Source organism: Klebsiella sp. GW_Kp182 (assembly GCF_040062275.1).
GTDB classification, from domain to species: Bacteria; Pseudomonadota; Gammaproteobacteria; order Enterobacterales; family Enterobacteriaceae; genus Klebsiella; species Klebsiella michiganensis.
In genome coordinates this window covers 137,398-150,595 of record NZ_JBEAFQ010000012.1, presented here as the reverse complement: position 1 = coordinate 150,595, position 13,198 = coordinate 137,398, and the positions used below count along the sequence as shown (strand labels likewise).

13 protein-coding genes, 1 tRNA gene and 2 pseudogenes are annotated in these 13,198 nt (G+C 54.4%); 10 read left to right on the top strand and 6 right to left on the bottom strand.

Annotation, left to right across the window (positions count from 1 at the left end):
* Positions 1 to 80 precede the first annotated feature (80 nt).
* The 3 genes from tsgA to ABLU88_RS13805 form a co-directional block, all read right to left on the bottom strand.
* Positions 81 to 1,244: an MFS transporter TsgA gene (gene tsgA, locus ABLU88_RS13815; RefSeq protein ID WP_109240774.1), complete on the bottom strand. Its 1,164-nt coding sequence runs from the start codon at positions 1,242 to 1,244 to the stop codon at positions 81 to 83.
* A gap of 34 nt (positions 1,245 to 1,278) precedes the next feature.
* Complete coding sequence (gene deoD / locus ABLU88_RS13810; RefSeq protein ID WP_109240775.1) at positions 1,279 to 1,986, bottom strand: purine-nucleoside phosphorylase; 708 nt, start codon at positions 1,984 to 1,986, stop codon at positions 1,279 to 1,281.
* Positions 1,987 to 2,489: 503 nt separating this feature from the next.
* The gene (locus tag ABLU88_RS13805) at positions 2,490 to 3,104 is read right to left on the bottom strand and encodes an FMN-binding negative transcriptional regulator (protein WP_348836739.1); all 615 of its coding nucleotides are present in this window, start codon (positions 3,102 to 3,104) and stop codon (positions 2,490 to 2,492) included.
* Between the two features lie 334 nt (positions 3,105 to 3,438).
* Here ABLU88_RS13805 and ABLU88_RS13800 point away from each other — a divergent pair.
* Positions 3,439 to 3,579, top strand: a pseudogene (locus ABLU88_RS13800) (integrase); the annotation flags it as partial.
* 18 nt (positions 3,580 to 3,597) lie between these two features.
* Here ABLU88_RS13800 and ABLU88_RS13795 read toward each other — a convergent pair.
* Positions 3,598 to 3,674, bottom strand: a tRNA-Arg gene (locus ABLU88_RS13795).
* A gap of 340 nt (positions 3,675 to 4,014) precedes the next feature.
* On the opposite strand from ABLU88_RS13795, the gene folD reads away from it, so the two are divergent.
* The gene (gene folD, locus ABLU88_RS13790) at positions 4,015 to 4,881 is read left to right on the top strand and encodes a bifunctional methylenetetrahydrofolate dehydrogenase/methenyltetrahydrofolate cyclohydrolase FolD (RefSeq protein ID WP_004099791.1); all 867 of its coding nucleotides are present in this window, start codon (positions 4,015 to 4,017) and stop codon (positions 4,879 to 4,881) included.
* A 1-nt stretch (position 4,882) separates the two neighbouring features.
* Positions 4,883 to 5,095, top strand: coding sequence for a ribosome-associated protein YbcJ (ybcJ, locus tag ABLU88_RS13785; RefSeq protein ID WP_025107125.1), 213 nt, complete (start codon positions 4,883 to 4,885; stop codon positions 5,093 to 5,095).
* A 293-nt stretch (positions 5,096 to 5,388) separates the two neighbouring features.
* Here ybcJ and cysS read toward each other — a convergent pair whose 3' ends face one another.
* On the bottom strand, positions 5,389 to 6,774 hold the full coding sequence (gene cysS, locus ABLU88_RS13780; RefSeq protein ID WP_004848430.1) for a cysteine--tRNA ligase: 1,386 nt from the start codon (positions 6,772 to 6,774) through the stop codon (positions 5,389 to 5,391).
* Between the two features lie 173 nt (positions 6,775 to 6,947).
* Here cysS and ppiB point away from each other — a divergent pair, with 173 nt between their 5' ends.
* The 6 genes and pseudogenes from ppiB (at position 6,948) to mnmH (ending at position 11,307) form a co-directional block, all read left to right on the top strand.
* Positions 6,948 to 7,442: a peptidylprolyl isomerase B gene (gene ppiB / locus ABLU88_RS13775; protein ID WP_004099775.1), complete on the top strand. Its 495-nt coding sequence runs from the start codon at positions 6,948 to 6,950 to the stop codon at positions 7,440 to 7,442.
* Positions 7,443 to 7,445: 3 nt separating this feature from the next.
* Positions 7,446 to 8,168, top strand: coding sequence for a UDP-2,3-diacylglucosamine diphosphatase (lpxH, locus tag ABLU88_RS13770; protein ID WP_348836736.1), 723 nt, complete (start codon positions 7,446 to 7,448; stop codon positions 8,166 to 8,168).
* 37 nt (positions 8,169 to 8,205) lie between these two features.
* A pseudogene (locus ABLU88_RS13765) lies at positions 8,206 to 8,295 on the top strand (hypothetical protein); the annotation flags it as partial.
* A 153-nt stretch (positions 8,296 to 8,448) separates the two neighbouring features.
* A complete protein-coding gene (gene purE / locus ABLU88_RS13760; RefSeq protein WP_348836734.1) occupies positions 8,449 to 8,958 on the top strand; it encodes a 5-(carboxyamino)imidazole ribonucleotide mutase in 510 nt (169 codons plus the stop codon).
* Positions 8,955 to 10,022 (top strand): 5-(carboxyamino)imidazole ribonucleotide synthase, encoded by a 1,068-nt coding sequence (gene purK / locus ABLU88_RS13755; RefSeq protein WP_348836732.1) that lies wholly within the window; start codon positions 8,955 to 8,957, stop codon positions 10,020 to 10,022. Before purE ends, purK begins: the two co-directional genes overlap by 4 nt.
* 205 nt (positions 10,023 to 10,227) lie before the next feature.
* The gene (mnmH, locus tag ABLU88_RS13750) at positions 10,228 to 11,307 is read left to right on the top strand and encodes a tRNA 2-selenouridine(34) synthase MnmH (protein ID WP_348836755.1); all 1,080 of its coding nucleotides are present in this window, start codon (positions 10,228 to 10,230) and stop codon (positions 11,305 to 11,307) included.
* A gap of 117 nt (positions 11,308 to 11,424) precedes the next feature.
* On the opposite strand, the gene ABLU88_RS13745 is transcribed toward mnmH, so the two are convergent.
* Positions 11,425 to 12,570 (bottom strand): porin, encoded by a 1,146-nt coding sequence (locus tag ABLU88_RS13745; RefSeq protein ID WP_004130005.1) that lies wholly within the window; start codon positions 12,568 to 12,570, stop codon positions 11,425 to 11,427.
* Positions 12,571 to 12,779: 209 nt separating this feature from the next.
* Here ABLU88_RS13745 and ABLU88_RS13740 point away from each other — a divergent pair, with 209 nt between their 5' ends.
* On the top strand, positions 12,780 to 13,088 hold the full coding sequence (locus tag ABLU88_RS13740; RefSeq protein WP_014228233.1) for a monooxygenase: 309 nt from the start codon (positions 12,780 to 12,782) through the stop codon (positions 13,086 to 13,088).
* Positions 13,089 to 13,198: the final 110 nt, after the last annotated feature.

Genomic DNA, 13,198 nt, shown 5'->3' with positions numbered 1-13,198 from the left:
CATTCCTTAGATAAAGCCTGAAGCTCATCGCTCGCCAAATGGAGCAATGTCAACAGATTAAATTGAAAAGAGAGATGCGTTTACTGTACTGATTTACGTTTTAATTTAAGAGTGGCAATCAGCATAATAAAGATAATCAAATATAAAACGGGTATGGCATACATAATTTTCTGCAGGCCCATCGTTTTTTCCATTAACGCACTGATCGCCGGGCTGAACATGGCTCCCGCGCTTCCGCTGATTAAAATATATGATACATTCTGACTGCTGGCGCGTTTAACAAAGGATACGCCATAGGCAATAAACGAGTTGTAAAGCGCTGCACATACAAAACCATAGCTGTAAGCCAGATAATCTAATCCAGAGATTGTTTGCTTAGTGACAATAATCGTCGTAATAACACAGGCCAGTAAAATAATGCTTAGCAAGAAATAATGTATCCTGACCCGGGCAACGATAACGGTTGACACTAATGCGCCCACCAGCGCAGCTCCCCAATATTGAGTGATGATATTTCCAGCCTCTTCAAAGGGAATACCAAATTTGTTTTTCACAAACAGCGGCGCCCAGGTCAGGAAGGTATAGAGTGCCAGCATACCGAGAAACAGGCCAATCCCGCCGCTGATAATCCCAGGGTTCCACTCGGACTTAACCGTATCAGGCTGTTCCGCTGAGGGCGTCGCTTCACAGGCGCTAAAGCGGGTCAGAGCCACAATGCCGAGGGTGACAAGCGCCACCATCCCCACGCTCAGGTAACTGTAGCTCCATGACATATTGTGGGTCAGTGCATAGGTGGTGATCAGCGGGAAGACCACGCCCGCCACGTTAAAGGTGGCATCCTGGACGACCAGCATCGTGCTCTGGATACGGTCCTGCCAAACGGAGACCACGATGGTACCCGCTACGCACAGGCCAATGCCGCCGCAGAGCCCCACCAGGGTCATCGCCACCATCACCGGCCATAAACCGCTGCTCATATGCATCAAGAGCGCGCACAGGAACACCACGGCGTAGATAATCAGCGTCATGCGTTTTACGCCGACTTTTTCAATAAGGAAAAAAGCCGCAATCGTCCCTGCTAATGCGCCACCGTTGAGTAAAGAAAAAATAGACGCAACCGCGTTGATATCCGCATGATAATGCTGTGCAATGGGTTCAATCAGCATGCCAAACTGACTGGCAAACCCGGCCATAATAAAATTGGCCAGAAAACTAATTAAGGTCAGTGAGAGTTTATTTTTCATATAACACATCCCTGCAGGAGTTAATGAACGAAAGCTAAGCCGTCATAGCCGTATTCAGAGCCAGCTCAATCATGTTATTGAACGTTAGCTGTCGCTCTTCCGCCGTGGTTTCCTCGCCGGTCAGGCAATGATCGGAGACCGTTAAAATAGCAAGGGCTTCAATTCCGAACTGATGGGCTAAGGCATAAAGCCCGGCCACTTCCATATCAATCCCCAGTACCCCAAACGCCTCTAATGCAGGGATCAGATTTTCATCCGGGTCGTAATAAAGATCGCCACTAAATACGTTGCCCACTTTGACATCGACGCCATTTTTTTGCGCAACTAACCATGCCTGATGTAATAGTTTAAAATCCGCAGATGTCGCCATTGAATATCCAGAGCTGCGTTTCAGATTCGTGACAGAGTCAGTCCCGGCAGCAACCGCCAATATTATATCGCGCATTTTAACATGATGTTGCGTCGCCCCCAGGCTGCCTACGCGGATGATTCGCTTAACGCCATAATCATTAACCAGCTCATGGGCATAAAGCGTCATTGACGGTATTCCCATACCGTGCCCCATTATCGATACACGCTGTCCGGAATAAAAACCGGTATATCCCAGCATGTTGCGAACATTGGTCACCTCCTGATAATCCTGCAGATAGTTTTCCGCAATAAATTTAGCGCGTAATGGATCCCCGGGCATAATAACAGTTGAAGCAAAATCACCGAGCCGGGCATTAATATGTGCAGTCATAACAACTCCAGAAATTTCATAATAAAGAGATGCTGGAATTGTAACCGGCGACAACGCGAGCAGAGAGGACAAAAGTCCTGCTCAAACGATCGGCTTCGCATTTTCGAGAGTTATTGTTTGTAAGGGGTACACCTTTTCAGACGCTGTCGGCGAGCCCCATTCTGGGCAGGAGATGCGGTAAAGAGCGGCAGCTTCGCCCATAAAATGTCGTGATGACCTTTATTCACTTACAACCCGTGACCGTGGCTGCTCTATGCAGTTATCTGCTCACATAGCCCTGCCACACTCCCCGCCTCAATCCTGTGATTTGTCGTGATGAGAGCCTGCCGGAAATGTCGCCCGTAATCCTGCCACGCCACCCGCGGTCATCAACATACCGAAATCAGCAGGTTGCCCGTGGTGTTGTGTCAGAAAAGTACGTTTTTCCGAGATGGTTGATTCAATACATTACGTAAGGTGTAAGTATTTTCCTCCAACATAAATAAGAGAGCAAAGTATCGCTTTTAAGCGCCAGTGCCTTTCTTCACCTTAAGCATATAGTCAGCCAGCGCAACGGACTCTGAAGATTGGCTGTTGATTAACCCCTGCAGCGTTCCTCGCTGATCGGCCTGAGAACGATGCTGCCCCAGCTTTTCTTTGGCCTGAAATTCCTCAATTTCAATTTTGAATCCAATAATATTTTTTAATTTTTCTTCGATAAATGCCTTTGGCATAACGTCTTTCTGCGCCTGAAGGGTTGGTTCATGTTTATGAACTAAAGCGTCCATCATCGTGCGCAATTCATTGACGGGAACAAGGCTTACCGTGCCATAACAGTGAATGGCGGTATAGTTCCACGTTGGCACCGCGGGAGAAGTTTGATACCAGGTTGGAGAAACGTAACTATGGGGCCCTTGAAATATGGCGAGAACCCTCTTTCCGTCAAAGTCTTTCCATAGAGGATTCGCACGGGCCATATGGGAAAGAAGAATTCCCTGCGATGAAGAACTACGATCGAGGATAAAAGGAAAATGGCTGGCGTTGAGGGTGGGAGAAACGACTAATCCAAAGCTATAAGTGTCAATAAAATCAAAAATATGCTTTTTATCTGATAGCTTCATTGCATCAGGTGTATACATTATTTACCTCATCATGTTGACCCGCCAGGTAGTTTCTTTGAAAAAGATAATGCCCCCTTTTTATTAAGCAATGATTTAGTGTATCAAAGCGTTGGCGCCAGGGAACGTCATCCACTTCACCTCCCCTTATCGCACTGGTTAGTAATATTTTTTGTTGTTTTTATCGTTTTAGTTAGAATTGTATAAAGTTTTTATGTATTTTTTAATGATATTAATTATCAACACCTTTTTAACCAATTGAATATAATGATCTTACATAGATATACACATTCTGTGTTCGTATTATCTACATATTGATCTCTTGCCAGACTATTGTGTTTTTTTGATCTACCGGGAAAGCATCGAAATGGTACGCCGTTATGCCCAGCTGGCGCCTAACCATTTAACGGAACACGCAAGGCAAATTGACTCGATTTTTGCAGAAGATGTCCCAAATGTGTTCCATGAGAAAACATCAGCGAGAGGAGGAAGTTGATAACTTATTGATTTTAAATGGTACGCCCTACAGGGTTCGAACCTGTGACCTACGGCTTAGAAGGCCGTTGCTCTATCCAGCTGAGCTAAGGGCGCATTGAGAAGCGAGCTTCATGATGTGCAATCGCCGGAATTATACGGTCCACGCCTGATGAGTCAATGTATTTTGCCGCGAAACTGCGCTTGCCTGTGCAGGCTGGCGGCTTATGCCGCAAAAGCAGTATAAAGTTTATCCAACCTTATGTTTCTGCACGTTAACTTTTCTCCGGCTCTCGGGCTCCTTTTTGCGCCATTCGCGGCGTGGTCAGGCCCGTTTTTCAGCCGCCGTAACGCCAAAGAAAGATAAAATCTTAAACGAAGACTGACAGCGGGGCTGGCTTCTGACAAAATATCGCCATCCCCCTTTCGTAAAGATACAGATGGAATCCTCTCTCTGATGGCAGCAAAAATTATTGACGGTAAAACGATTGCGCAGCAGGTACGCTCTGAGGTTGCGGAAAAAGTGAAGGCGCGCGTTGCGGCCGGATTTCGTGCTCCAGGGTTAGCCGTCGTGCTGGTCGGCAGCAACCCGGCATCGCAGATTTATGTCGGCAGCAAGCGCAAAGCGTGTGAAGAGGTAGGCTTCGTCTCCCGCTCGTACGATCTCCCGGAAACCACCAGCGAAGCGGAGCTGCTGGAACTTATCGACACCCTGAATGCGGATAGCGCCATCGACGGCATTCTGGTCCAGCTGCCGCTGCCCGCCGGCATTGATAATGTCAAAGTGCTGGAGCGCATTTCGCCGGACAAAGACGTTGACGGTTTCCACCCGTATAACGTGGGCCGTCTGTGCCAGCGCGCGCCGCGTCTGCGTCCGTGCACGCCGCGTGGGATCGTCACGCTGCTTGAGCGTTACAACATTGATACCTACGGCCTGAACGCGGTGGTCATTGGCGCCTCCAATATTGTCGGACGCCCGATGAGCATGGAGCTGCTGCTGGCAGGCTGCACCACCACCGTCACCCACCGTTTTACCAAAAACCTGCGTCATCACGTCGAAAACGCCGACCTGCTGATCGTGGCCGTAGGTAAACCGGGCTTTATTCCGGGCGAATGGATTAAAGAAGGCGCGATCGTGATCGATGTCGGCATTAACCGCCTGGAAAGCGGCAAAGTGGTCGGCGATGTGGTCTATGAAGATGCCGCCGCGCGCGCGTCGTACATCACGCCGGTTCCCGGCGGCGTCGGCCCGATGACCGTAGCCACCCTCATTCAGAACACGCTGCAGGCGTGCGAAGAGTATCACGACATTCAGGAGGCCTGAGATGGCGAATTTTTCTTTAGGCAAACACCCGCACGTTGAACTGTGCGACCTGCTGAAGCTGGAAGGCTGGAGCGAAAGCGGCGCGCAGGCGAAAATTGCTATTGCCGACGGCCTGGTCAACGTTGACGGCGTGGTGGAAACCCGCAAGCGCTGCAAAATCGTCGCCGGTCAAACGGTGAGCTTTGAAGGTCAGAGCGTTACCGTCACCGAGTAAAACGTTCAGGCGCCGCAGCCGGCGCCTGTCCCCCCACCCCGACAGATGGTCTCTCGTTTTTCTGCACTTCAGTCAGCGCCGCCATCTTCCGATATCACGTCCTGTGTAGTACAGCCGCTCCCCTGGCTGCCCCGGCAACCTGCGCTTCCGCCTGATACCTCTTCTTCCCGATGAATGCTGCAGCCGCTGGCCGGGAACGTACGCAGGCGAAATCAGGACCGCGCTTCGTTTCTTAGCCTGAGTCAGGGCAAAAAAATGCCGGGGATGGCCCCGGCTAAAAAGAGAGAATGAGACTACTTACGGCGCCAGGTGGTGCCCTGCGGGCCATCTTCCAGCACGATGCCCATCTCGTTGAGACGGTCACGCGCGGCATCCGCCGCCGCCCAGTCTTTCGCTTTACGCGCGTCCAGACGCTGCTGGATCAACGACTCAATTTCCGCCACTTCCCCGTCGTCCGCCTGCGCGCCGCTCTGCAGGAAGGCATCCGGCTCCTGTTCCAGCAGCCCCAGCACCGAAGAGAGCTTGCGCATATGCGCCGCCATCGCGTTGGCCGCGGCGGCATCTTCGGTTTTCAGGCGGTTAACCTCACGCGCCATATCGAACAGCACGGAATAGGCTTCCGGAGTATTAAAATCGTCGTCCATCGCTTCGATAAAGCGCGCCTCAAACGCCTCGCCGCCGGCCGGCTCTGCGGTTTTGTCGGTTCCGCGCAGCGCGGTATACAGACGCTCCAGCGCGGAACGCGCCTGCTTTAAGTTCTCTTCGCTGTAGTTCAGCTGGCTGCGATAGTGGCCGGACATCAGGAAGTAGCGAATGGTTTCCGCGTCGTAGAACTTCAGCACGTCGCGCACGGTAAAGAAGTTGCCCAGCGATTTTGACATCTTCTCGCGGTCAACCATCACCATCCCGGAGTGCATCCAGTAATTGACGTACTCGCCGTCGTGGGCGCAGGTGGACTGGGCGATTTCGTTTTCATGGTGCGGGAACATCAGATCCGAACCGCCGCCGTGAATATCAAAATGGTTGCCCAGCTGTTTGCAGTTCATCGCTGAACACTCAATGTGCCAGCCTGGACGGCCCGCGCCCCACGGCGACGGCCAGCTTGGCTCGCCCTCTTTCGACATTTTCCACAGCACAAAGTCCATCGGGTTATGCTTGACGTCAACGACATCAACCCGCGCGCCGGCCTGCAGCTGATCGAGATCCTGACGCGACAGCTGACCGTAGTTCGGGTCGGTCGGCACATCGAACATCACGTCGCCGTTGTCGGCGACATACGCGTGGCCTTTGGCGATCAGCTGCTCGGTAATCTCAATGATTTCCGCGATATGGTGGGTGGCCCGCGGCTCCATATCCGGGCGCAGGATATTCAGCGCGTCGAAGTCTTTGTGCATCTCGGCAATCATGCGATCCACCAGCGCAACAAAGCTTTCGCCGTTTTCATTAGCACGCTTAATGATTTTGTCGTCGATATCGGTGATATTGCGCACGTACTTTAGCTTGTAGCCCAGGAAACGCAGGTAGCGCGCGACCACATCGAATGAGACGAAGGTACGGCCATGGCCGATGTGACAGAGGTCATAAACGGTAATACCACACACGTACATGCCAACTTCCCCGGCATGGATAGGTTTAAATTCTTCTTTTTGGCGCGTCAGTGTATTAAAAATTTTTAACATCGAAGATTCCGTGTAGACGTGTGTGGATATAAGTCGCGTATTCTAACCTTAATTCAACCCCGAAGCAGCACACATTGCAAGGTGATCCAACCCCGCGGTTATGCTATAACAGCCCCCTATATCTCACCCGACTCCGGGTGCAGGCACCACAATCATCGGAACAGGATGCAAAAATGGTTACTTTCCACACCAATCATGGCGATATCGTAATCAAGACGTTTGACGACAAAGCGCCGGAAACAGTTAAAAACTTCCTGGACTACTGTCGTGAAGGTTTCTACGACAACACTATTTTCCACCGTGTAATCAACGGCTTTATGATTCAGGGCGGCGGTTTTGAGCCGGGCATGAATCAGAAAACCACCAAATCTCCTATTCAGAACGAAGCGAACAACGGTCTGAAAAACACCCGCGGTACGCTGGCGATGGCCCGTACTCAGGCGCCTCACTCCGCCACCGCGCAGTTCTTCATCAACGTCGCCGATAACGACTTCCTGAACTTCTCCGGCGAAAGCCTGCAGGGTTGGGGCTACTGCGTATTCGCAGAAGTCGTTGAAGGGATGGACGTGGTCGACAAAATCAAAGCGGTCGCCACCGGCCGCAGCGGCATGCACCAGGATGTGCCGAAAGAAGATGTTGTGATCAAAAGCGTCACCGTTAGCGAATAATTCGTGGCGACACTTTTTATTGCGGATTTGCATCTGCAAACGGAAGAACCGGCGATTACCGCCGGTTTTCTGCGCTTTTTACAGGGGGAAGCCCGCAGGGCGGACGCCCTGTATATCCTCGGAGATCTCTTTGAAGCCTGGATCGGCGATGACGATCCAAACCCGCTGCATCGGCAAATCGCCTCAGCGCTCAAAGCGCTGGCCGATTCCGGCGTCCCCTGCTACTTCCTTCACGGCAACCGCGACTTTCTCGTCGGCAAGCGCTTTGCCCGCGAAAGCGCGATGACCCTGCTGCCGGAAGAGAAGCTTCTCGACCTCTACGGGCGCAAGGTGCTGATTATGCACGGCGACACCCTCTGCACCGACGATGCGGGCTATCTGGCGTTTCGCGCGAAAGTCCACAATCCCTGGATCCAGCGCCTGTTTCTGACCCTGCCGCTGTTTATCCGCCGCCGTATCGCCGCCAGAATGCGCGCCGACAGCAAAGCGGCCAACAGCAGCAAGTCGATGGAAATTATGGATGTGAATCCCCAGGCGGTCGTTGACGTCATGGAGAAACATCGCGTTCAGTGGCTGATTCACGGGCATACGCACCGCCCCGCCGTCCACCCGCTAGAAGCCAACGGCCAAACCGCGTACCGCGTGGTGCTCGGCGCCTGGCATAGCCAGGGCTCTATGGTCAAAGTGACGCCAGAAGACGTTGAGCTGATTCATTTTCCTTTCTAGCCCCGGCAAGGGCTGATTCTTTATTTTCCGCGATTTATCCGGGCCGCACGATGAGCGCGTTGTGCAAATCTACCTGCTGGTGATGGGCATTCTTATGCTGACCCGGGGACGGGGGCTGGTTTTACTTTTTGCCCGTTCATAACCGGCGCGTTTCATCGAATACCGACAACACAAAGGCGGCTGGCCATGCGCACGCAACCGTTTTCCTTGCCGGGAGTTCATGCTATTCTCTGTGGCCTCTAAAGCAGTGTGAAACACACCCACAGGAGTTTTAAGACGCATGTCTTCCCGCAATAATTCGGCGCGTATCGCCATCGTGATGGGGTCCAAAAGCGACTGGGCTACCATGCAGTTTACCGCAGAAATCCTTGATGCCCTGAACGTTCCGTACCATGTCGAAGTGGTCTCCGCCCACCGCACGCCCGATAAGCTGTTCAGCTTCGCCGAAGGCGCGGAAGAAAACGGTTTTCAGGTGATTATTGCCGGTGCCGGCGGCGCGGCGCACCTGCCGGGCATGATTGCGGCGAAAACGCTGGTGCCGGTGTTAGGCGTGCCGGTTCAGAGCGCGGCGCTGAGCGGCGTAGACAGCCTCTACTCCATCGTCCAGATGCCGCGCGGCATCCCGGTGGGTACGCTGGCCATCGGCAAAGCCGGGGCCGCCAACGCCGCCCTGCTGGCGGCGCAGATCCTCGCCCAGCACGATGCGGAACTGCACCAGCGCCTCAGCGCCTGGCGCCAGGCGCAAACCGATGACGTGCTGGATAACCCGGATCCGCGGGGTGCGGTATGAAGCAGGTTTGCGTTCTCGGCAACGGCCAGCTAGGCCGGATGCTGCGCCAGGCCGGCGAGCCGCTGGGTATTGCGGTCTGGCCGGTCGGTCTGGAAGCCGACCCGGAAGCGGTGCCGGTACAGCAAAGCGTGATTACCGCAGAGATTGAACGCTGGCCGGAAACGGCGCTGACCCGCGAGCTGGCGCGTCATTCCGCCTTCGTTAACCGCGACGTTTTCCCGATAATCGCCGACCGCCTGACGCAAAAGCAGCTGTTCGATAAGCTGGCGCTCGCCACCGCGCCGTGGCAGCTTCTGGCGGATAAAAGGGAATGGCCTGCGGTATTCGCCCGCCTCGGGGAGCTGGCTATCGTTAAGCGCCGCGTCGGCGGCTACGATGGCCGCGGCCAGTGGCGTTTGCGGGAAAATGAAACCGCGCAGCTGCCGGAGGATAACTACGGCGAGTGTATCGTTGAGCAGGGGATTAACTTCTCCGGCGAGGTGTCGCTGGTCGGCGCTCGCGCCCGGGACGGCAGCACGGTCTTCTATCCACTGACCCGCAACCTGCATCAGGACGGTATTTTACGCGCCAGCGTCGCTTTTCCGCAGGCCAACGCCCGCCAGCAGGCGCAGGCGGAGCAGATGCTGTCGGCGATCATGCATGAGCTGGGCTACGTTGGCGTGATGGCGATGGAGTGTTTCGTCACCGCTGATGGCCTGCTGATTAACGAACTGGCGCCTCGCGTGCACAACAGCGGCCACTGGACGCAAAACGGCGCCTCTATTAGCCAGTTCGAGCTGCATCTGCGGGCGATTACCGATCTGCCGCTGCCGCCGCCGGTGGTGAACAGCCCGTCGGTGATGATCAACCTGATCGGTACCGATCTGAACTATGACTGGCTGAAGCTGCCGCTGGTGCATCTGCACTGGTACGACAAAGAGGTACGTCCGGGTCGTAAACTCGGCCACCTGAACCTGACCGACAGCGATACCGACCGCCTGAGCGCGACGCTGGAAGCGCTGAAGCCGCTGCTGCCGCCGGAATATGCCAGCGGTATCTTCTGGGCGCAGGCGCAGCTGGCGTAATCCTCTCTCCTTTATCCCGGCTTGCGGCGCGCTGCGCCTTAGCCGGGCTACCCAACTCGCCAGCCCCACGGATGCTTAAATCCAGCCATTCCTGACGCTATTCAGCGATACACCGTGAAAAATCAATTCAGCAGGGCGCTCACCGCGTACAATAGAGGAATTATCGCGTCGAGCGACGCGTCTGAATGGCTTAACGGTTTAAATGATGGAATTAGTACCACAGAATATTCGGCAGATTCTCGCCAGCGATACGCCGCTGATTGACGTACGCGCCCCGGTTGAATTCAGGCAAAGCGCCATGCCCGCGGCGATCAACCTGCCGCTGATGAACGATGACGAGCGCGCCGCCGTCGGCACCTGCTATAAGCGTCAGGGGCCGGACGCCGCCCTCGCGCTGGGCCATCAGCTGGTCAACGGCGAGATTCGCGCCCGCCGCCTCGCCGCCTGGAAAGAGGCCTGCGCGCGCTATCCCGAGGGCTACCTGTGCTGCGCTCGCGGCGGCCAGCGTTCACATATCGTCCAGCAGTGGCTGAAGGAAGCGGGCGTGGATTACCCGCTGATCGTCGGCGGCTACAAAGCGCTGCGCCAGGCGGCGATACAGCTTACCGAAGAGCTGGTGCAGCGCCCTATCGTGCTGATCGGCGGCTGTACCGGTAACGGTAAAACCCAGCTGGTCGGCGCTCAACCGGACGGTATCGATCTCGAAGGGCTCGCCCATCACCGCGGCTCTTCATTTGGCCGAACCCTGCAGGAGCAGCATCAGCAGGCAACCTTTGAAAATCACCTGGCCGTGGCAATGCTCAAAAAGTCAGGGCAGCAGACGCGCTGGGTGCTGGAGGATGAGGGGCATATGATTGGCGCCAATCACCTGCCGGAGTGCATGCGCCTTCGCATGGCGCAGTCGCCGCTGGCGGTGGTGGAAGATCCGTTCGCTGTCCGTCTTGAACGGCTGCGGGAAGAGTATTTTGCGCGCATGCATCATGATTTCCTGGCGGCCTACGGCGAAGAGCAAGGCTGGCAGGCGTATAGCGAATATCTGCATCATGGTCTGTTCGCAATCCGCCGCCGCCTCGGGTTACAGCGTTTTGCCCAGCTCACCGCCCGGCTTGATGAAGCTCTGCTTGAGCAGCAGCGAACCGCCAGCACCGAAGCCCACTTCAGCTGGCTGATTCCCCTGCTGAACGAGTATTACGATCCGATGTACCGCTACCAGCTCGGCAAAAAAGCGGAGAAGGTTATTTTTCGCGGCAGCTGGCAGGACGTCGCCGCCTGGCTGGCGGAGTAATCACATCCTCTCCTGTCCCGGCTTGCGGCGTAAACGCCTTAGCCGGGCTACGGGTCCGCAGACGGCGGTGAACCTGTAGCCCCGGTAAGCGCAGCGTCACCGAGGAAGTGTCAGCGCTTAGAAGTCGTAGCGCAGACGCACCAGGTTCATATCGCCCAGGTTGTCGGTGCTCGACGTGAAGACGTGTTCATAGTCAACGCGGAAACCATAATCCAGCTGGAAGCTCACGCCGACGCCGTTATCAATCCGCTGATAGTTGCGGCCGTTCACGTACTGCAGGCGGTCGCCCATAAAGTACGGCTGAATAGATTTCACCGCATACTGACCAATCGGGAATTTATAACCGGCAAAGTACTCAATACCCCAGGCATCGCCCGCGAAGTAGTTATGAACATCGGTTTTTTTGGTGGTCAGGAAGTTCTGATACCAGCCGCCGCCGAAGGAGAAGGTCCAGTTATCCGGCGTCCAGCTTAGCGCGGTACCGACGATATTCTGATCGTATGATTTGCTGTCTGAACTGGAGGGGTTACGCATATCGGCGCGGGTATAGTTCCACGCTGCGCCCCAGGTCAAATCCTTCATGATGTGGTAATCGGCGCCGATGGAGCCGCCGCCTTTACGCTTGTAGCGCAGGCCGTTGCCCGGCAGATATTCGCTGTCCTCAAACAGATAAGAGGCGTAAAGATCGACATCACCAACGGTTTTCTTATATTTCAGCATATTGCGTGAGCGGTAGGAGCCATCGTAGTCGCCGTTGATGCCGTTACCCGGCGCCTGGCCTATCATGTCGTAATCCCAGATATCGGTTTTTACCCCGACCACGTCGTAATAAACGCTGTTCTGCTGACCGTAGGTTAACGTCCCCCAGGTATCGCTTTTCAGACCGGTATAGAGCATACGGCGGCTGGTGTTATTCGCGCCTTCGGCGTAGTGGTTATCCCAGTCGAAAAGCGCCGGAATATTGACGCCCAGCTCGTAGTAGCTGATCCAGCTAATATCATCGAACAGATAGTAGTCGGCGGCGAAGCGGAAACGGGTACCGCCATCGAAGCCGTTACGTTTATAAGAGCCTTTGTCTCCGTCGCCGGACATCATGTTGAACTGGGGACGGATACTCCCGCCGACGGTGAAATTAAGCCGGCTTAACGGGTCGCCCGCCTGCGGATCTTGTTTTAAAAGCGTAATTTCCGCCTGGGATGCAAAAGAGGTTAACGCCAGGGCTGCGCCGATCGTTATCGCCAGCGCTTTTATTTTATGTGCCATACTTTTTCCTTGATTAATAAGCAACCTTATATTTGCCAGTTGAATATTAACTGCGATCGAGTATGGCGTGTTGTTGAGTTTTTAATGTTTCGTGCGGTTAAAAATCAGTGACTTACCATTTTGTGCCATTAAAAAAACTGTGGTTATCTTTTCATCGCCATGTCATTAAAATGGTCTATTACCGCGCAAACATCATCCATGGAGGAAGTATGTCGAAAAAACTACTGCAGCTGCACTTTGCCTTTAACGGTCCCTTCGGCAGCGAGATGTCCCGTCAACTCGTGGAGCTGGCCGAGTCCATCAATCAGGAGCCGGGGTTTATCTGGAAGGTCTGGACGGAAAGCGAAAAAAATCAGGAGGCGGGCGGGATCTATCTTTTTGCGAATGAAGAAACCGCGCTCGCTTATCTCAACAAGCACACCGCGCGCCTGAAATCTCTCGGCGTAAACGAGGTTATCTGCAAAATTTTCGACGTTAATGAGCCGCTCACCGCGCTGAACCACGGTCATCTGCAATAGCAACGCGCATCCGTACCGGGTACCCCCCGGGTTGCGGCTGACGCCTTACCCGGGCTACTTTCCCGCATACAGTGAAACCCCCGGGTGGCGGATAACGCCTTACCCGGGCT

Coding starts and splice junctions, on each gene's coding strand:
- tsgA (WP_109240774.1), bottom strand. CDS start 1,244: ATGAAAAATAAACTCTCACTGACCTTAATTAGTTTTCTGGCCAATTTT.
- deoD (WP_109240775.1), bottom strand. CDS start 1,986: ATGACTGCACATATTAATGCCCGGCTCGGTGATTTTGCTTCAACTGTT.
- ABLU88_RS13805 (WP_348836739.1), bottom strand. CDS start 3,104: ATGTATACACCTGATGCAATGAAGCTATCAGATAAAAAGCATATTTTT.
- folD (WP_004099791.1), top strand. CDS start 4,015: ATGGCAGCAAAAATTATTGACGGTAAAACGATTGCGCAGCAGGTACGC.
- ybcJ (WP_025107125.1), top strand. CDS start 4,883: ATGGCGAATTTTTCTTTAGGCAAACACCCGCACGTTGAACTGTGCGAC.
- cysS (WP_004848430.1), bottom strand. CDS start 6,774: ATGTTAAAAATTTTTAATACACTGACGCGCCAAAAAGAAGAATTTAAA.
- ppiB (WP_004099775.1), top strand. CDS start 6,948: ATGGTTACTTTCCACACCAATCATGGCGATATCGTAATCAAGACGTTT.
- purE (WP_348836734.1), top strand. CDS start 8,449: ATGTCTTCCCGCAATAATTCGGCGCGTATCGCCATCGTGATGGGGTCC.
- purK (WP_348836732.1), top strand. CDS start 8,955: ATGAAGCAGGTTTGCGTTCTCGGCAACGGCCAGCTAGGCCGGATGCTG.
- mnmH (WP_348836755.1), top strand. CDS start 10,228: ATGGAATTAGTACCACAGAATATTCGGCAGATTCTCGCCAGCGATACG.
- ABLU88_RS13745 (WP_004130005.1), bottom strand. CDS start 12,570: ATGGCACATAAAATAAAAGCGCTGGCGATAACGATCGGCGCAGCCCTG.
- ABLU88_RS13740 (WP_014228233.1), top strand. CDS start 12,780: ATGTCGAAAAAACTACTGCAGCTGCACTTTGCCTTTAACGGTCCCTTC.